The following is a 17790-nucleotide window of genomic DNA, read 5'->3' as shown; positions in this document are numbered from 1 at the left end:
TGGTGATTCGGTCACGCCGCCGTTGTGCCGGGCCGCAGGGCGGGGCCGAGTAGGAGCCCGCCGTCCGCGACGAACTCCGAGCCCGTGACGAACGAGGCGTCGGCCGAGGTGACGTAGAGGAGCAGTGCGGTGATGTCGGCCGGGGTTCCCATCCGCGGGATGGCGTACGGCTCTGGCGAGTAGAACTCGGCGATGGGCGGCTGGCCCGCGATCGACTCGGTGATCAACGGGGTGGAGATGACGCCGGGGTGGATGGAGTTGACCCGGATGCCGTCCCGGCCCAGCTCGAGCGCGGCGGTCCTGGTGAGCCCGCGCAGCGCCCACTTGCTGGCGACGTAGGGCGCGTAGAGCGAGGTGCCGGCGTGGGCCATCGTGGAGGCGATGTTGACGATCGCTCCGCCGCCGTTGCGGCGCAGTGACGGGGTCACGGCCTTGATACCGAGGAACGTGCCGGTGAGGTTGACGCCGAGAACGCGGTCCCAGACCCGCCGTTCGATCACCTCGATCGGCACCGCGGGGTTCTGCACGCCGGCGTTGTTGGCCAGCACCGCGATCGGCCCGAAATGGCGTTCGGTCTCGGTGACCACCGCGGCCCAGGCGTCCTCATCGGTGACGTCCAGGCGGACGAACAGTGCCCGCTCGCCGAGTTCGGCGGCGAGTTCTTTGCCCGGCCCTTCGGAGAGCGCGGCGATGACGACGTTCGCCCCCTCCTCGTGATAGGCCCGGACGTGGCTGGCACCCTGCCCGCCAGTGCCGCCGGTGACGAGAACGGTGTGGTTGTCGAAGCGTCCCATGACGCGGTCCTCCCTGTGAACAGAGGTGAGTCGAGTGACTCACCTCGCCAGCAAACTACGTCTACGACAGGTGGTGAGTCAAGTGACTCGTCTCGCGTAGGATGACGTTCATGACGACGGAGCCTTCGACCTACCACCGGCGCGTCGCCGAGCAGAAGCGGGCAGCCATCATCGAGGCGGCCACCCGGCTGTTCCTCGACGCCGGGTACGCCGGCACGTCATTGGCCAAGGTCGCCGAGGCAGCCGAGGTGTCGAAGGCGACTCTGTTCAAGCAGTTCCCGACCAAGGCGGCGCTGTTCGACGCGATCGTGACGGAGTCATGGAAGGTCGAGGACGAAGGCGACCTCCGCCCACCGAAGGGCGACCTGCGGGCGGGCCTGACGGCGATCGGCCGCCGGTACGTCGCCCTCCTCACCCGGCCCGGCGTGGCCGCCCTGTTCCGCATCGTCATCGCCGAACTGCCGCGCTTCCCCGAGTTGGGCGAGGCTCACTTCGAGCGCGGCAAGATGCCCTACTTCGACTCGGTGCGCCGCTATCTCGACACCGAGAACGCACTGGGAACGGCCAAGCTGGACGACACGGAGCTGGCGGCGACCCAGTTCCTCGGAATGATCTCCAACTACGTCTTCTGGCCCCGGATGCTGCTCATGAACTGGGCTCCCGACGACGCATCGATGTCACACGTCGTGGACGAGGCCGTACTGATGATGGAAGCCAGATACGGCGTTACGACCAAGCGGCACGGCGGCGGGTGACGAGGAAGAAAATCAGGTACAGCCCGCCCAGTGCGGCCGCGACCACGCCGACCGGGAGCAGCGACGCGGCCAGAAGTCGTTGTCCCGCATAGTCCGCGCACACCACGAGCAGCGCGCCCATGCACATCGACGCGATCAGGTTGGGGCCCGGCGTGCGGGTCAGCCGCTTGACGAGCTGCGGCGCGCACAGTGCCACGAACGGGATCGGGCCCGCCGCGGCGGTGGCCACCGCGACCAGCGCGACCGACAGCACGAACAACGCGGGCCGCACGCGCTGGACCGGGACGCCGATGCCGATGGACGTGTCGTCGCCCATTTCGAGCATCCGCAGCGGGCGCGAAAGGGCCGCGACGGCGGGCGTCAGCAAGAGGAGCGCGACCGCGAGCGGAGCGAAGTAGCCCCAGTCGCGGCCCGCGAGGTTGCCGACGAGCCACACCGTGGCCTGCCCGGCGCCGTCCGTGGTGGCGCGGCTGAGCAGGTAGGAGTTGATCCCGGCCAGCACGGCGCTCAGCGCGATCCCGAGCAGCACGATCCGGCTGCTCTGCAACCCGCGCGGCGCGGCGAACAGCGCGACCACCCCGGCGGTGAGCAGCCCGCCGACGAGCGCGCCGCCCGCGATGAGCACGGGGGAGCCGCCGAGCACCAGGATCGTCGCGACGCCGCCGGTGGCCGAACCGGTGGTGAACCCGATGATGTCGGGGCTGCCGAGCGGATTCCGGGTCAGCGTCTGGAAAACCGAGCCCGCGAGGCCGAGCGCGGCACCGACGAGGACACCGACGAGCGCGCGCGGCAGCCGGTCGGTGACCACCAGGTACTGGGCCTTGGTTCCGTTGCCCGCCAACGTTTTCAGCACGTCGCCGAAGCTCAGCTGGAACTCGCCGGTGCCGATCGACAGCACGCCGACCGCGAGCATCACGAGCACCAGCGCCGCGATCGAAAACAAGGACCTGCGGTTCATCGCCGCACCGCCTTCAGCCTCCGCACCACGAACAGGAAAGCGAGCCCGCCGACCACGTCGGCGACGATCCCGACCTGGATTTCGGCCGGCGAGCCCACCCACCGGCCGAGTACGTCGCAGCCGAGCAGCAGCACCGGCGCGAGGACCATGGAAAGCGCCGAAACCCACCGTTCGTCGTGGCCGACCAGCAACCGGACCAGGTGCGGCACCATCAGCCCGACGAACGCGATGGGCCCGCACGCCGCGGTCGCCGCCGCCGAGAGCAGGCCGACCGCGACCATGCTCCCGATCCTGGTGAGCATCGGGTTCGCACCGAGCCCGCGCGCGGTGTCCTCACCGAGCGCGATCGCGTTGAGCGCGCGCCCGAGGACCAGCGCGAGCACGACACCCGCGGCGAAGAACGGCAGTAGCCCGCTGAGCGCGCCGACGTCCCGGTTGACCAGCGAACCCACCAGCCAGGCGCGCATCTTGTCCAGGTTGTGTGTGTTGATCACCTGCATGCCCTGGTTGATGCCCGCGAACACGGCCTGCAGCGCGACCCCGGCGAGCACCAGCCGGATCGGGCTGGAGGTGCCGCGTCCGCCGCCGACCACGTACACCAGCGCGGTGCCGCCGAGCGCGCCCGCGAAGGCGAACCAGATGATCGAGGTGGGCGCGGTGATGTCGAACAGCGCGCCGGCGAACACGATCATCACGGCGGCGCCGTGGTTGATGCCGAGCAGCCCCGGTTCGGCGACCGGGTTGCGGGTGACCGCCTGCATGAGCGCACCGGCCAGCCCGAGCGCCATGCCGACGAGCAGGCCGAGCAGGGTTCGCGGCAGCCGGTCGTCGCGGACGACGGCGTCGGTGTAGCCGTGTTCGCCGTCGCCGTAGGCGAACAGGCCGTGGAACACTTCGCCGAGCGAGAGCCGGTTCGAGCCGATCGCGATCGACAGCACCACGACGGCGGCGAGCGCGAGCAGGGAACCGGCGAGCACGGCCATGCTCGCGGTTCGGGTCGCGCGCCGGGATGTGCCCTGGTCAGGGCCCGTGCCGGGCGGGGAGGCGATCGTCACCATGGTGAGAAGACTAAGGCAAGGCTAGCCTGCGTCCATGCACCCTCTCGACAACCGGCTCAGCAGGCGCGGGTTCCTCACCGGGCTCGCCGCCGCCGGGGCCGCCGGCACGCTCGCCGCCTGCGGCTACCAGGACGATCCCAGTTCGGCACCGTCCGGCGCCACCTGGACCTTCACCGACGACCGCGGGCGCGCGCTGAACGGCCCGCGGCCGGCCAGGATCGTCGCCGAGGTCGCCGCGGCCGCCGCGCTGTGGGACTTCGGCGTCCGGCCGATCGGCATCTTCGGCCCGTCGAAGATGCCCGACGGCAAACCGGACCCGCAGGTCGGCTCGGTGGATCTGACCGCGGTGACCTCGCTCGGCAATGTGTTCGGCGAGTTCAACTACGACAAGTTCCTCTCGCTCAAGCCGGACCTGCTGGTCAGCGTGATCTACCAGAACAACGACCTCTGGTACGTGCCGCAGCAGCAGGCGGACCAGATCGACAAGGCGGCGCCGAGCGTCGGCATCCGGACCGAGAAGGTGTCCACACCGGACGCGATCGTGAAGTTCGAGGCGCTCGCGAAGCAGCTCGGCGCGGACCTGGACGCACCGGCGGTCAAGCAGGCGAAGGCCGACTACGAGAAGATCGACGCCGAGTTCAAGAAGACCGCGAAGGAAACCTCGAAGCTCAAGGTGCTCGTGGTCGCCGCGCAGCAGGACGCGCTGTACGTCACGAACCCGCCCGCGCTGTCCGCCGCGAAGTATCTGCAGGAGCAGGGCGTCAACCTGGTGGTGCCGGAGAAGACCGACAGCCCCGGCTACTTCCAGCAGCTGAGCTGGGAGAACGCGAACCACTACCCGGCCGACGTGATCATGTACGACAACCGGACCGGATCGCTCGGACCGGCGGAGCTGGCGAAGAACCCCACGTGGTCGCAGCTGCCCGCGGTGAAGGCGGGCAAGCTGCTGCCCTACAACTCGGAAACCCCGTTCAGCTACCAGAAGTTCGGCGCGCTCCTTCAGGACGTGACGAACGCGCTGAAGAAGTTCTCGGCCTGACGCGGAGGTCCCCGAAGATGTCTTCGGGGACCTCTTCGGTCAGCTCCTGGCGTGCGCGTCCAGGATGTGCGCGACAGCCTCGGTGATCCGCTGCGCCTGCGCCAGGTTGAGCCATTCGTCCGGCACGTGCGCGTTCGAGTCGGGGCCGAGCGCGCCGGTGACCAGGAACTGCGCCTCGGGGTACTTCTCGCCGAGCAAGCCCATGAACGGGATCGAGCCGCCGAGGCCGACGCTGCGCCACGGCGCGCCGAACACGTGCTCGCTCACGTGGCCGAGCGCGCCGTCGAGCCAGGGCGCGGTGTCGGGCGCGTTCCAGCCGTCGGCGTGTTCGACACCGGCGAGTTCCACGGTCGCCGAGTACGGGACGTCGGTGGTGAGCGCCTTTTCGACGGCCGCGAGCGCGGTCGCGGAGTCCGCGGTGGGCGGCAGCCGGAAGCTCAGGGCTAGGGTGGTCGCGTCGCGCAGCACGTTGCCCGCGTCGGCGGGCTCGGGGAACCCGGACGCGCCGATCACCGACAGCGTCGGGCGCCAGCTGTTGTTGAGCAGCAGCTCCAGTTCCTCGCTCGCGACCGTGCGGGTTTCGCCCGCGGTCGGGAACGCGTTCGAGATGGCGCCGGGGGCGCTGTCCGCGGTGGCTTTCGCTTCACTACGGCGGTTTTCCGGGATTTCGACGTTCAGCTCGGCGAGCTTGATCTCCCCGGTTTCCGAATCCTCCAAGCGATCCAGGAGCGTGCGCAGCACGCGGAACGAGCTGGGCACGACGCCGCTGGCGAGCCCGGAATGCTGCGCCGAGTCGAGCACGCGGACCGTGACGTGCACCTGCACCATGCCGCGCAGGCTGGTGGTGAGCCACATGCGCTCGTAGTCGTTGCCGCCGGAGTCGAGGCACACCACGAAGGTGACGCGGCCGAGCTTCTCGCTGAGGTGCTCGAGGTAGGCGGGCAGATCGGGGCTGCCGGACTCCTCACCGGTTTCCAGCAGCACCACCGCGCGGGCGTGCGCGCCACCGGCTTCGCGAATCGCTTCGAGCGCCGTTGTCGCGGCGTAACCGGCGTACCCGTCGTCGGCCGAGCCGCGGCCGAAGAGCTTGCCGTCCTTCACCACGGGCGTCCACGGTCCGAGGCCCTCGGACCAGCCGCCGACCGGGGGCTGCTTGTCGAGGTGGCCGTACAGGAGCACGGTGCCCTTGTCCTCGGCGCCGGGTGTCGCGGGCACGTCCAGCAGCAGCACGGGGCCGCGGCCGTCCAGTTCGACGACGTCGATGGTGGCGCCGGGGATCTCCCGCGCGACCAGCCACGCCCTGACGTGCGCCACCGCGGCGGCGAGATGACCGGTCTGTGCCCAGTCGGAATCGAAGGCCTGCGACAGGGCGGGGATCTCCACCAGGCCGGACAGGCTCGGCAGGACCTCGTCGGACCACTGCCGGATGACGGTTTCGCGTACGGTTCGCTGCTCCACACCGCCATCCTGCCACGCGATCAGCCGTCCACCCGCCGTACGAAGGTGCTGATCCGCTCGATCAGCTCCGGCCACAGCTCGCGCGGCAATCCGTGCCCCATGCCCTCGACGATCATCAGCTCGGCGCCGGGGACCGCCGCCGCGATGGCCTTGCCCCCGCTGACATCGCACATCGGGTCGGCGTCGCCGTGGATCACCAGCGTCGGCACGTCGACCGACCGCAGCGACTCCGTGCGGTCACCCGAAGCGACGGACGCGACGGCTCCGCGCGCGACGCCGAGCGGGTCGTGGCCCCGGTCGTAAGCGCGTGTGGCCCGTGCGCGCACGTCGGCTTCGTCGAACGCGAAAACTGGAGACCCGACGACCCTGGCGGCATTGACGCGCTGCTCGATCACCTCGTCCCTGGTCTCGGCGGGCGGCCCGCCGAAGAGGGCCTTCAGCGTCTCCGGTTTCGGCTGCCCCACGGAAAGATCGCCGGTGGTGGAACTGATCGGGACCAGTGACCGGATCCGCGCCGGGTGTTCGATCGCGACGGTCTGCGCGATGTACCCGCCGAGGGAAAGGCCGACGAGGTGCGCGCTGCCGATGCCGAGCGCGTCGAGCAGGCCGACCGTGTCCGCCGCCAGATCGGACAGCGTGTAGGACACAGTGGACAGATCGCCCGCCTGCACCGCGGGCAGATCGGGCACCGGTACGCCAGTGAGGTGGGTGGACCTGCCGTTGTCCCGGTTGTCGAACCGGATCACCTGCAGGCCACGCGCGGCGAGCGCGGCGCAGAACTCCTCGTGCCAGTGGATCATCTGCGCGGCGATGCCCTGGATCAGCAGCACGGGCGGCGCCTGCGGGTCACCGAAGCGCTCGTAGGCGATTTCGATACCCGACGGCCCGACGTTCGACGCTCTTTCTTCGCCCATGGCACACCATCTCCTCGACGCGGGGAATGCCCGAAAAAATACCACGGCAGTTCCGGAAAAAACGAGAAGAAAAAGGAAAAAGAACCCCGGAAAAATTGCGCTGTACAGTGGCGCATACAGTGGGTATGGGAAAGGGCGCCAGCACTATGACGGTCCCGCGCGCCTCCTGAAGCGACGCCCGGTGAATCCCTGCCGAACCAGTGGTGAGTTGATGTGCACGCGAGAACAGATCCGGTGTACACACGGCCGCGTCGCCCCGAAACAGAAACCCGCGCACGCACCCGGATTACGCCCACTAACCAAGTGCAAACCCCCACCCGATCCCGGGGGGCGTCCCCAGCCCAGTTTACCCGGAGTCGAGGCGCGGCTGGAGCGAAGAGCGAAGTTGCCCACAGGCGGCGCCGAATGTGGACAACTCGGCCCAGCGGAGATCTGGCGTCTCGCACGGTCGGCCCGCGACCAGGACGAGTATCCGGCCGCGACCCGAAGCCGACCGTGCGCGAAACCGGCGAGGCCGCACCTCGTTCCGGATCGCGACGACGAGTTCGCACGCGAGCCCGGAAAGCTCGGCACACGTGCTGTCGAAGCGGAGCCCCGGTGGCGCACGTCACATCCGAACGGACCAGCGCCGGATCGGCACCGGGAAGCGGCCGCGACTGAGCGCGCTGAGCTGGCGACTCACCGCACTCCATAGCCCTACTTTCGGCGGCCACACCATCGGGCTTCCTAACATTTTCGCAGCTCAGACGCGGTTTCTCAGCAACAAATCAGGTTCGGGGCTGACGTCCGCGCCGGTCTTCGTGCCAGGATGTCCGCACAAACCGTCACCGCCGACGGTGACCCGGGCGCTTGGAGATCCGATGCGCAGGTGACCGACGGCGCTGTCGTGCTGGACGCCACAAGCGTTCAGGCGGCACCGACACCGAGGAGTAACTGCGCATGCCGTCCCCCGAGCAGTGGACGCACCCCGAACCTGGCGCCGGACCTGCCGCCGAAGCGGCACAACCCACCCCGGAACAGGTGATCGCGGGCTTGCGAGCAACGAACGAAGGCGGCCCTGAGCTCACTCAGCTGCTGACCCCCGAAGGCGAGCGGCTCTCGTCATCGGTTTTCGACCGGTACGTCGCCGACATCGACTCCGAGGCGCTCCGCGGGCTCTACCGCGACATGGTGCTGGTGCGCCGCGCGGACCGCGAGTCCAACGCGATGCAGCGCCAAGGCCAGCTCGGCATCTGGGTGCCGCTGCTGGGCCAGGAGGCCGCGCAGATCGGCTCCGGCCGCGCGCTCAAGTCCGGTGACATGGCCTTCCCCAGCTACCGCGAGCACGGCGTCGCCTACACGCGCGGCGTCGACTTCAAGGAGCTCATCGGCATCTTCCGGTGCACCGACCACAGTGGATGGGACTTCAAGAAGCACGGCTTCCACCCGTACACGATCGTCATCGGCAACCAGGTGCTCAACGCCACCGGGTACGCGATGGGCCAGAAGTTCGAGGGCAAGGTCGGCGACGACGACGGCGAAGCGACGATCGTCTACTTCGGTGACGGCGCCACCAGCCAGGGCGACGTGCACGAGGGCTTCGTGTGGGCCGCGGTGTACGACGCGCCCGTGGTGTTCTTCTGCCAGAACAACCAGTGGGCGATCTCCGAGCCCACCGAGCGCCAGTCCCGGCTGCCGCTGTACCAGCGCGCACGCGGCTACGGCTTCCCCGGGATCAGGGTGGACGGCAACGACGTGCTGGCCTGCCTCGCGGTCAGCAGGTGGGCGCTGGAGGAATGCCGTCACGGCAACGGCCCGGTGCTGATCGAGGCGTTCACCTACCGGATGGACGCGCACACCACCACCGACGACCCCACCCGCTACCGCCTCTCCGACGAGCTGGAGGAGTGGAAGCTCAAGGACCCGATCGAGCGCGTCCGCGCCTACCTCGCCCGCGGCGGCGGCGCCGACCAGGCGTTCTTCGACCAGGTGCAGGCCGACGCCGACGCGTTCGCTGCGGAGCTGCGCGAGTACGTGTTCTCCATGGCGGATCCGCCGCCGTCACGGATCTTCGACAACGTCTACGCGGACCCTTCGCCGGTGCTGGACGCGCAGCGCGAAGAGTTCCTGTCCTATCTCGACGGTTTCGCCACGGCAGGTGAGCACTGATGACCGCATCCGTGAAATCCACTGTGGACGCCGCGAAGAACGACATCCAGAAGCTCACCATCGGCAAGGCGCTCAACCTCGGGCTCCGCACCGCGATGGAGGCCGACGACAAGGTCATCGTGATGGGCGAGGACGTCGGCAAGCTCGGCGGCGTCTTCCGCATCACCGACGGCCTGCAGAAGGACTTCGGCGAGCAGCGCGTGCTCGACACGCCGCTCGCGGAGTCCGGCATCATCGGCACCGCGGTCGGCCTCGCCGTGCGCGGGTTCCGCCCGGTGTGCGAGATCCAGTTCGAGGGCTTCATCTTCCCCGGGTTCGACCAGATCGTCAGCCAGGTCGCGAAGCTGCACTACCGCACCCAGGGCAAGGTGAAGGTGCCGCTGGTGATCCGCGTGCCGTTCGGCGGCGGCATCGGCGCCGTCGAACACCACTCCGAGTCGCCCGAATCGCTGTTCGCGCACGTGCCGGGGCTCAAGGTGGTCTCGTGCTCGAACGCGGTCGACGCGTACTGGATGATCCAGCAGGCGATCGCCTCGGATGACCCGGTGCTGTTCTTCGAGCCGAAGCGGCTCTACCACTCCGGCGCACTGCGCGCGGAGGTCGACCCGACGGCCACCCCCGGCCCGCTGTTCGCCTCCCGCGTGCTGCGCACCGGCACCACCGCGACCGTCGTCGCGTACGGGCCGTCGGTGAAGGTCGCGCTCGACGCGGCGACCGCCGCCGAAGAGGACGGCCACTCGCTGGAGGTCATCGACCTCCGCACGCTTTCCCCGCTCGACCTCGGCCCGGTCTTCGACTCGGTGCGCCGCACCGGACGGCTCGTCGCGCTCAGCGAAGCCCCCGGTGAGTCGTCGCTGACCTCGGAGATCGCGACCAGGGTGCAGCAGGAGTGCTTCTACTCGCTGGAAGCCCCCGTGCTGCGCGTGACCGGATTCGACACGCCGTACCCGCCGGCGAAGCTCGAGGAGCACTACCTCCCCGATCTCGACCGGGTGCTCGACGCCGTCGACCGTTCACTGGCCTGGTAAGGGGAAGCGCGAAAATGCCCGAGTACAAGCAATTTCCGCTGTCCGACACGGCGGAAGGCCTCACCGAGGCCGACATCCTCGACTGGAAGGTCAAGCCAGGCGACACGGTCACGGTCAACCAGATCGTGGTGGAGATCGAAACCGCGAAGGCCGCGGTGGAACTCCCCATCCCGTGGGCAGGCGTGATCACCGAGTTGCTCGTCGAGCCGGGGCAGACGGTGGAGGTCGGCACGCCGATCCTCACCGTCGACGTCGATCCCGGTGGCGCGGCCGCGACGACGGCCGCGAACGGTTCGGCACCCGCCAAGTCCACTGTGGACGAAGCGCCCGCAGAGGAAGAGATGAAGCCGCTCGTCGGCTACGGTTCCAAGGCGGTCTCGGCGCATCGGCGGGCCCGCAAGGGATCCACCCCGGCACCGGCTCCCGCCGCGGCAGCGGCACCGGTCGCGCAACCGGCACGCGGCGGGTACGTCCCGCTCGCGAAGCCGCCGGTCCGCAAGCTCGCCAAGGACCTCGGCGTCGACCTGCACGCGCTGACCGGCTCCGCCGACGGCGGTGTGATCACGCGTGACGACGTCCAGCGCGCCGCCACCGGCTCGGTGTCCACTGTGGAGAGTGCGGCGACCGGGTACGACCCGGCGACGCGGGAACGCCGGGTGCCGATCAAGGGTGTCCGCAAGGCGACCGCGGCGGCGATGGTGCAGAGCGCCTACACCGCTCCGCACGTCACCGAGTTCCTCACCATCGACGTGACGCCGATGATGGAACTGCGCGCGAAGCTGAAGAACAGCAGGGAGTTCACCGGGGTCAAGCTGACGCCGCTGGCCTTCGCCGCGAAAGCGGTCTGCCTCGCGGCCAAGCGCACGCCGGACATCAACGCGGTGTGGGACGAAGCGGCGCAGGAGATCGTCTACAAGGACTACGTGCACCTCGGGATCGCGGCGGCGACCCCGCGCGGGCTCGTGGTGCCGAAGATCAGGGACGCCGACGCGATGTCCCTTTCGGACCTGGCGTCGGCGCTCGGCGAGCTGACCGACACCGCGCGCCAGGGCAAGACCACCCCGGCGGACATGCTCAACGGCACGTTCACCATCTCCAACGTCGGAGTGTTCGGAGTGGACACCGGGACGCCGATCATCAACCCCGGCGAGTCGGCGATCCTCGCGGTCGGCGCGATCAGGGACACCCCGTGGGTCGTGGACGGTGAAATCGCGGTGCGCAAGGTCATGCAGCTTTCGCTGAGCTTCGACCACCGCGTGATCGACGGCCAGCAGGGCTCGGAGTTCCTCGCCGATGTCGGCGCGCTGCTGTCCGACCCGGCGGTGGCGATCACCTACTGAGCCAGGGAGGGGGCCGGGATTCCGGCCCCCTCCTTCAGTTCAGCTCACTGACGAGCGCGCGCAACCAAGGTTCGCGCATGGTCGGCTCGCGCGTGATGTGCCGCACCAGGTCCGATCCGCTCGCACGCCCCGCTTCGACCACGGCGACGGCTTCCGCGAGTGCCTGCCTGGTTCGGTCGTCGTGCAGGGGATCACGAGCCCGTTCGTCGGCCCAGATCCAGCGCAGGAACGAGCGGCTGAGCTTGTGCTGCTGGCCGGCGAAGTAGCTGTAAATGCCTCTGTCCAGTGAAATGTTCTTGACCGCGAGTTCGCTCGTCCAGTCCGCGCGCTGCTGCCACCGCCAAGTGTTCGGACTCGTCTTTTCCTGGCTGGTGACGCCGAGGAACCGCAGCTTCTTCTTTGCCACATCCCAGGATCGCCGTTCGTCGGCCACCCACGCGCGGAGTTCGCGGTACAGCGTTTCGTACGTGCCACCGGTGCTCACGAGGTCGACGAGGACAACGGGCCTGCGGCTCGTCAGCCGTTCGGGGGTGAGCCCGGCATCGGCGAGGTTCGTGCGCAGCTGGGTGATCTCCGCAGGGCGCAGCTCGCCCGCCCAGCCGCCGAAGCCGAACGTGGACAGTGGCACCTGCCGGATCCGGTCGTGCCAGCTCGTGCTCGCGAGCGCGCCGCCGAGCAGGTCGAACGCGCTGTCGAGCGAACGGCCGACGAAGTAGAGGTCGCCGTCGTCGCAGCGCGCGAGGATCTTCGCCGCGCACGCCACCAGGTCGTCGAGGAACCACAGATCGGGTTTCCCGGTTCCTTCGAGCAAGGTGCCGAGCTGGTCGGGACGCACGAGATCCCAGCGGAAGGGGCGGTTCGGATCGGGCACCGCGTAAGCAAACCACATCGGGGCAACCGAATACCCACTTGACGGAGTGAGCGCTCACTCCGTACTTTCGAAGCCATGAACCCACCCCCTGCCCGGCGCCGCGCGCCGGGAATGAGCACCGAAGACCGCAGGCGCATGATCGTGACGGCCGTGCTGCCGCTCGTCGCCGAACACGGCACCGCGGTCACCACCAGCCAGATCGCCCGCGCCGCGGGGATCGGCGAAGGCACGATCTTCCGCGCCTTCAAGGACAAGGAGGAACTGATCGACGAATGCATCGCCGAAGCGCTCCGCTCGGACAGCGTGCTCGAAGTGCTCGCGGACATCCCGCTCGACCAGCCGCTGGACCGCAAGCTCGTCGAAGCCGCGGGGGCGATGAGCGCCTACCTCGACCGCATCGGCGCGGTGCTGGGCGCGGTCGCCGCCGGTGGGCGGCTACGGCGCAAGCCACCCGAGGCGCCCGAGGGCGAGCAGCCGCAGGGCGATCCCCGGCGGGAGTCCTTCGTCGCGATGAACGAGGCGGTCGCGGAACTGTTCGACCCCGAGCGGGACCGCCTGCGCGGGTCCGCCGAAGACCTGGCCGCCATGTTCACCGCGCTCCAGTTCACCCGCGCGCGCGGCAGCGGACTGTCCAGTGTGGACACCATGGTCGACCTGTTCCTGCACGGCGCGGTCGAGGCGGGATGAACGGCGCGGGCGGGGGAGGACCGCACATGCTGAGATTCCTGTTCGAGGGCACCACCTCGGTCGCCGACAGCGGGCTGACCGGGCCGATCGACATCCCGGACGAGAAACCCGTTGGCGCGCCGAAAGATCTGCGCTCCCGATGGGACAGGCTGCGCGCGTCGGCGACGGGCACGGTGCGCGGCCTGCCGCGCGTCGCGAAGCTCACCTGGGAGACCAGCCGCCCGATGACGGTCGTCACCGTGCTGGTCACGATCGTCGCCGGACTGATGCCGACCGTCACCGCGTACGCCGCGAAACTGCTGATGGACGCCGTGGTCGCGGCGTTGCAGGGCCGAGGCGGCACGGCGGCGATCGTCTGGCTCGCGACCGTCCAGTTCGGACTGTTCACGGCCACCGCGGCGACCAGCGCGCTGACGAACGTGTGCCAGCAGCTCATGCAGGAGAAGATGGTGCTGACCATCCGGCACCGCGTGATGGCGCACGCGAGCCGGATGCACCTGGCGTTCTTCGAGGGTTCGCGCTCGTACGACCTGGTGCGCCAGGCCGATCAAGAGGCGCCGACCAGGCCGCTCGGCATGATGAGCTCGGCGCTCGGCCTGGTGAAGACCACGATCACCTTCGCCAGCATGATCGCGCTGCTGTTCTCGATCAGCCCGCTGCTCGCCGTCGTCGCGCTGCTCGCGCCGATCCCCGCTTTCGTCGCCGAATCCCGTTATGGCGCAAGGGGATTCGCGCTGACGATACTCGGCTCGCCGATCCGGCGGCGGATGGAATACCTCGCTTCGCTCGTCACCACCGACACCTACGCCAAGGAGATCAAGCTGTTCGGGCTCGGCGACCACCTCGTCGACCGGTTCCGGCGGCTCGGAAAGGTCTACTACGAACGCCAGCGCAAACTCGTCGGCACGCGCAACGCGGTGGGCGCCTCGTGGGGTTTGCTGACCACGTTCGCCGGTTCGGCGATCGCGCTGTACATCTCGCTCGAAGTCGTCGGCGGTACGCTCACGCTGGGGGACCTGGCGCTGTACACGGCCGCGGCGGCGGGCGTGCAGTCCGCGGTGGCCGGGTTGTTCATCGGCTTCACCGGCATGTACGAGAACAACCTCTACCTCGACACGCTCTACAAGTTCCTCGGCACCGAACCGGACATCACCGCTCCACCGCGGCCGCGGCCCGTGCCGGAGCAGGTGCGCGGGCGCATCGAATTCGACCACGTGTCCTTCCGGTACCCCGGCGCCGCGGAACCGGCGCTGGACGACGTCAGCTTCGAGATCCGGCCGGGCGAAACGGTCGCCGTGGTCGGCCGCAACGGCGCCGGGAAATCGACACTCGTCAAGCTGCTGTGCCGGTTGTACGACCCGACCGCGGGCACGATCCGGCTCGACGGCGTCGACATCCGCGAATTCGACCCCGGCGAACTGCGCGCACGGATCAGCGCGATGTTCCAGGACTACGTGACCTACCAGGCCACGGCGGCGGAGAACATCGGGCTCGGCGACCTCGCCCGCATCGAAGACCGTCCTCGCATCGAAGAAGCGGCGCGCCGAGCCGGCGCCGACGAGCGGATCGACCAGCTCGCGCGCGGCTACGACAGCCCGCTCGGACGCTGGTTCGACGACGGCGTGAGCCTGTCCGGCGGCGAGTGGCAGAAGATCGCGCTGGCCAGGGCGTTCATGCGGGACGCCCCGCTGCTCGTGCTGGACGAGCCGACAGCCGCGCTCGACGCACAGGCGGAGCACGAACTGTTCACCCGGCTGCACGAACTCTCCCGCGGCCGGACCACGCTGTACATCTCGCACCGGTTTTCCACGGTCCGGCAAGCGGGGCGGATCCTGGTGCTGGACAACGGAAAGCTCGCCGAGTTCGGCACGCACGGCGAACTGATGGCCGTCGGCGGCGGCTACGCCGACCTGTTCACCCTGCAGGCGTCGGCCTACCTGGACTGACCGCTCGGTGCCTGGCACCCACAGGTCCGGATAATGTCGCCAAGTCGACATTTCTACATCTCAGGCCTGCTTCACCTACTGAACTGCAGTTAGCGGGCTAAACGTCGTCGGCGACCGGCCGCTCGGCCTCGATCTGCTGGTCGTCGGCGCGCTGCTCACCTGATCGGGGTCGCGGGAGCAAATCGGGCGTCCCGTACGTTGACCGGATATGGCTGTCGTGCTGCTGCTCTACGTGGTTGCCGAGGTGGCCGCCGTCTGGGCGGTCAGCTCCGCGATCGGATTCCTGGGGACCATCGGCCTCCTCATCGCGGGCGCCTTCGTCGGCTCGTGGCTGGCGAGGCGGGAAGGCGCCCGCGCGATGCGCGCCTTCACCGAGACGGCGAGGGCGGGCAAGCCCGCGCACAACGAACTCACCGACGGCATGCTCGTCGCGCTCGGCGGAGTGCTGATCCTGCTGCCCGGGTTCGTCAGCGACGTCGCGGGCCTGCTCATGCTGTTCCCGCCGACGCGCATCATCGTCCGCAAGTGGTGGCTGCGCCGCGCCGAACGCCGCGCGGTGGCCTACGCCAACCAGCGCCGCGGCCCGGTGATGGTGGTGGACAGCGAGGTCGTCACCGAAGAGCCGAAGGAGCCGACGACCCGGCCCACCGTGATCGAAGGCCGCGTCGTCGAAGGCTGATCACGCGGCTTCGATCGGGTCGACCCACACCACCCGCGCGGACACCTCCGGCCGCCGGGCGAACCCCGCCAACGCCCGGTCCGGGCTGCGGACGGACATGCGCAGCCCACCATCGACGCAAATCACCTCAGCGCCGTCCTCCTCGTCGAAAGCCATGCCCCACGCGGCAACCCGGGCATCGACGCGTTCTCCGTACTCCTCCACGACGGCGAACAAGCGCGGCGCGAAGGTGCCGACCATGTCCCTGACCAGCTCGTCGAACTCCGCCTCGCCGCAGAGCGGACCTTCCTCGTCAGCTACCATCCCGACCTCCCACGGACTGTGTTTGCACCGACACCCGGTGTGCCTCTAACCTGACATGGTCGACACCACTCGCGGAACTGGAAGTTCCACTCTTCACCCGAACGGAGGCGCCCCGATGCAGGGAACGGAGGGCGGCGTGTCGATCGTCCGGCGCTGGCAGCTCGCCGCGACGGTGAAAGTCCTTAGGGAGCAAGCAAATCTCACCCAGGACGAGGCAGTCGAGCGCCTCCGGGAGCACGGCGGCAACTGGTCACGGTCGAAGCTCTCCAGGGTCGAGAACCGCGAGCACAACATCAAACCGCGCGAGATCGAACAACTCCTCACCGCATACGGGATCGACGACTCGGAGACACTGGCCGAGCTGACCCAACTCGCCATCGACTCCCGCAAACGCGACTGGTGGCACCAATACCAAGGGTCCACACCGAAAGTAGTCCAACCGCTACTAAGCCTGGAGACCGGCTTGGTAGCTCTGCGCGACTTCCAGAACCAGCTCATCCACGGACTGCTGCAGACCTCCGACTACGCCCGAGCACTGATGATGTCCATCAGTCCTGGCGCATTCGATCCAGGCCAGCTGGAACTCGGTGTGGCTGCAAGGATGGCCCGCCAACAGATCCTGACCAAGGAGAACCCACCCGACCTGCATTTCATCCTGGACGAACTGATCCTCCACCGCCTGGTCGGAGATCCGATCGTCATGCACCATCAGCTACGCAAGCTGCTTCAGGTCACCGAGAACCCCAATGTCACCATCCAGATCTTGCCCAAGGACACCGGCGGCAGCCCTGGGCTGGAAGGACCGTTCACGCTGCTCACGTTGCCCGAGCCCATTCCGGACATCGGTTACTTCGAAGGATCTCCCGGAACCATTTACATCGAGGACCGCGAGCGTGTGCGCTCCTGGACGCTGCGCTTCGGTATGCTCACCGAACGGGCCTTGTCCCGCAAGGAATCCGCCGAAGTGATCACCGAGGCGATGCGGCAGTACCAGTGAGCTAGAGCGGAGGAGGTCACCGATGCTTGAGGTGAACCCCCTGACCACAGTCGCGTGGCGTAAGAGCAGCTACTCGGAAAGCGGCGGCTCGAACGGCGGCAACTGCGTCGAAGCGGCCGCGTTGCCGGACGGCCGCATCGCGATCCGCAACAGCAACAACCCCGACGCCGGGGTCACCTACTTCACCCGCGCCGAGATGAGCGCGTGGCTGAAGGGCGTCAAAGCGGGCGAGTTCGACGATCTCGGCTGACTAGAGCCCGCGCCGCCTACGCGGTCGGTTTCGGGATGTCGAAGTAGCTGGAGAGGCGGACGGCGGGGGCGTATTCGCCCTTCACCCGCACCCGCCCGGTGACGAACATGGTGGCGACGGCCGCGTTTCCGGTGGCCATTCTGATGAAATCGTCCGCGGCCACCGTGATCGTGGTGTCCGGGGAGCGGCCGAGATCGGTGCTGGAAACGCACATGCCGTCCTCGATCACGGTCTGGAACCGATCGAACCCGTCTTCGCCGTCACCGTTGGAAAAACGCCAGCTGACCACCAGGTCCACATTCTTCGCACGCTCGGGCGCGAAATGCTCCGACATCCTCCTGAATATCTCGTCCAGGAAAACGGAGCGCAGTTCGGCGTGTTCCGCGATCGCTTTGAGCTGCTCCTTCGACGCGCGTTGCACGAGGTCGACGAGCGTCTCGGTGGACAGCGAGGTCAGCTCGACGCCCGCACCGACCGTGCCCAGCATGTGCAGGGTTTCCAGCAGCTGGATGAACTGCTCCGGCGAAAGCTTGCCGAGATCGACCTTGTCCGCGAACGCGTTCAC

Annotated in this window: 18 protein-coding genes; 10 read left to right on the top strand and 8 right to left on the bottom strand. The window is 68.6% G+C overall.

Annotated elements, in window-relative coordinates; translation table 11 throughout:
• Positions 1 to 11: 11 nt before the first annotated feature.
• Positions 12 to 794: an SDR family NAD(P)-dependent oxidoreductase gene (locus tag HUW46_RS20460; protein ID WP_215548794.1), complete on the bottom strand. Its 783-nt coding sequence runs from the start codon at positions 792 to 794 to the stop codon at positions 12 to 14.
• A gap of 101 nt (positions 795 to 895) precedes the next feature.
• Here HUW46_RS20460 and HUW46_RS20455 point away from each other — a divergent pair, with 101 nt between their 5' ends.
• Positions 896 to 1549, top strand: a complete 654-nt coding sequence (locus tag HUW46_RS20455) for a TetR/AcrR family transcriptional regulator (protein ID WP_254126367.1) — start codon at positions 896 to 898, stop codon at positions 1547 to 1549.
• On the opposite strand, the gene HUW46_RS20450 is transcribed toward HUW46_RS20455, so the two are convergent.
• Together HUW46_RS20450 and HUW46_RS20445 are read right to left on the bottom strand one after the other, a co-directional pair.
• Entirely contained in the window at positions 1521 to 2507 is a 987-nt protein-coding gene (locus HUW46_RS20450; protein ID WP_215548793.1) for a FecCD family ABC transporter permease, read from the bottom strand. The genes HUW46_RS20455 and HUW46_RS20450 overlap by 29 nt on opposite strands.
• Positions 2504 to 3565 (bottom strand): FecCD family ABC transporter permease, encoded by a 1062-nt coding sequence (locus HUW46_RS20445; protein ID WP_254126365.1) that lies wholly within the window; start codon positions 3563 to 3565, stop codon positions 2504 to 2506. The genes HUW46_RS20450 and HUW46_RS20445 overlap by 4 nt, the downstream gene beginning before the upstream one ends.
• A gap of 34 nt (positions 3566 to 3599) precedes the next feature.
• Between HUW46_RS20445 and HUW46_RS20440 the strand changes: the two genes are divergently transcribed.
• Positions 3600 to 4604, top strand: coding sequence for an ABC transporter substrate-binding protein (locus tag HUW46_RS20440; RefSeq protein ID WP_215548792.1), 1005 nt, complete (start codon positions 3600 to 3602; stop codon positions 4602 to 4604).
• A gap of 39 nt (positions 4605 to 4643) precedes the next feature.
• Here HUW46_RS20440 and HUW46_RS20435 read toward each other — a convergent pair whose 3' ends face one another.
• Both HUW46_RS20435 and HUW46_RS20430 read right to left on the bottom strand, forming a co-directional pair.
• Positions 4644 to 6062: a M20/M25/M40 family metallo-hydrolase gene (locus HUW46_RS20435; RefSeq protein ID WP_215548791.1), complete on the bottom strand. Its 1419-nt coding sequence runs from the start codon at positions 6060 to 6062 to the stop codon at positions 4644 to 4646.
• 20 nt (positions 6063 to 6082) lie between these two features.
• Positions 6083 to 6976 (bottom strand): alpha/beta fold hydrolase, encoded by an 894-nt coding sequence (locus HUW46_RS20430; RefSeq protein WP_215548790.1) that lies wholly within the window; start codon positions 6974 to 6976, stop codon positions 6083 to 6085.
• Between the two features lie 939 nt (positions 6977 to 7915).
• Here HUW46_RS20430 and pdhA point away from each other — a divergent pair.
• The 3 genes from pdhA to HUW46_RS20415 are packed head-to-tail and all read left to right on the top strand — an operon-like array spanning position 7916 to position 11492.
• Complete coding sequence (gene pdhA / locus HUW46_RS20425; protein WP_215548789.1) at positions 7916 to 9124, top strand: pyruvate dehydrogenase (acetyl-transferring) E1 component subunit alpha; 1209 nt, start codon at positions 7916 to 7918, stop codon at positions 9122 to 9124.
• Positions 9124 to 10152: an alpha-ketoacid dehydrogenase subunit beta gene (locus tag HUW46_RS20420; protein ID WP_215548788.1), complete on the top strand. Its 1029-nt coding sequence runs from the start codon at positions 9124 to 9126 to the stop codon at positions 10150 to 10152. Before pdhA ends, HUW46_RS20420 begins: the two co-directional genes overlap by 1 nt.
• Positions 10153 to 10166: 14 nt before the next feature.
• On the top strand, positions 10167 to 11492 hold the full coding sequence (locus HUW46_RS20415; RefSeq protein ID WP_215548787.1) for a dihydrolipoamide acetyltransferase family protein: 1326 nt from the start codon (positions 10167 to 10169) through the stop codon (positions 11490 to 11492).
• A 34-nt stretch (positions 11493 to 11526) separates the two neighbouring features.
• On the opposite strand, the gene HUW46_RS20410 is transcribed toward HUW46_RS20415, so the two are convergent.
• Complete coding sequence (locus tag HUW46_RS20410) at positions 11527 to 12363, bottom strand: hypothetical protein (protein WP_254126363.1); 837 nt, start codon at positions 12361 to 12363, stop codon at positions 11527 to 11529.
• A 111-nt stretch (positions 12364 to 12474) separates the two neighbouring features.
• On the opposite strand from HUW46_RS20410, the gene HUW46_RS20405 reads away from it, so the two are divergent.
• The 3 genes from HUW46_RS20405 to HUW46_RS20395 all read left to right on the top strand — a co-directional run bounded on the left by HUW46_RS20405 (position 12475) and on the right by HUW46_RS20395 (position 15675).
• Positions 12475 to 13050, top strand: a complete 576-nt coding sequence (locus HUW46_RS20405) for a TetR/AcrR family transcriptional regulator (RefSeq protein WP_215549995.1) — start codon at positions 12475 to 12477, stop codon at positions 13048 to 13050.
• A 26-nt stretch (positions 13051 to 13076) separates the two neighbouring features.
• Entirely contained in the window at positions 13077 to 14996 is a 1920-nt protein-coding gene (locus HUW46_RS20400; RefSeq protein ID WP_215548785.1) for an ABC transporter ATP-binding protein, read from the top strand.
• Between the two features lie 208 nt (positions 14997 to 15204).
• Positions 15205 to 15675: an FxsA family protein gene (locus HUW46_RS20395; protein WP_215548784.1), complete on the top strand. Its 471-nt coding sequence runs from the start codon at positions 15205 to 15207 to the stop codon at positions 15673 to 15675.
• Here HUW46_RS20395 and HUW46_RS20390 read toward each other — a convergent pair whose 3' ends face one another.
• Positions 15676 to 15978 carry a hypothetical protein gene (locus HUW46_RS20390; RefSeq protein ID WP_215548783.1) on the bottom strand — a complete coding sequence of 101 codons (303 nt, stop codon included), beginning with the start codon at positions 15976 to 15978 and terminating at the stop codon, positions 15676 to 15678.
• Positions 15979 to 16093: 115 nt separating this feature from the next.
• Here HUW46_RS20390 and HUW46_RS20385 point away from each other — a divergent pair, with 115 nt between their 5' ends.
• On the top strand, positions 16094 to 16975 hold the full coding sequence (locus tag HUW46_RS20385) for a helix-turn-helix domain-containing protein (protein WP_215548782.1): 882 nt from the start codon (positions 16094 to 16096) through the stop codon (positions 16973 to 16975).
• 22 nt (positions 16976 to 16997) lie between these two features.
• A complete protein-coding gene (locus HUW46_RS20380) occupies positions 16998 to 17225 on the top strand; it encodes a DUF397 domain-containing protein (RefSeq protein ID WP_254126361.1) in 228 nt (75 codons plus the stop codon).
• A 16-nt stretch (positions 17226 to 17241) separates the two neighbouring features.
• Here HUW46_RS20380 and HUW46_RS20375 read toward each other — a convergent pair whose 3' ends face one another.
• A complete protein-coding gene (locus tag HUW46_RS20375; RefSeq protein ID WP_215549993.1) occupies positions 17242 to 17790 on the bottom strand; it encodes an SCP2 sterol-binding domain-containing protein in 549 nt (182 codons plus the stop codon).

Source organism: Amycolatopsis sp. CA-230715 (genome assembly GCF_018736145.1).
Classification (GTDB): domain Bacteria; phylum Actinomycetota; class Actinomycetes; order Mycobacteriales; family Pseudonocardiaceae; genus Amycolatopsis.
The sequence above is the reverse complement of the archived record's forward strand: the minus strand, read 5'-3'. Positions and strand labels throughout refer to the sequence as shown.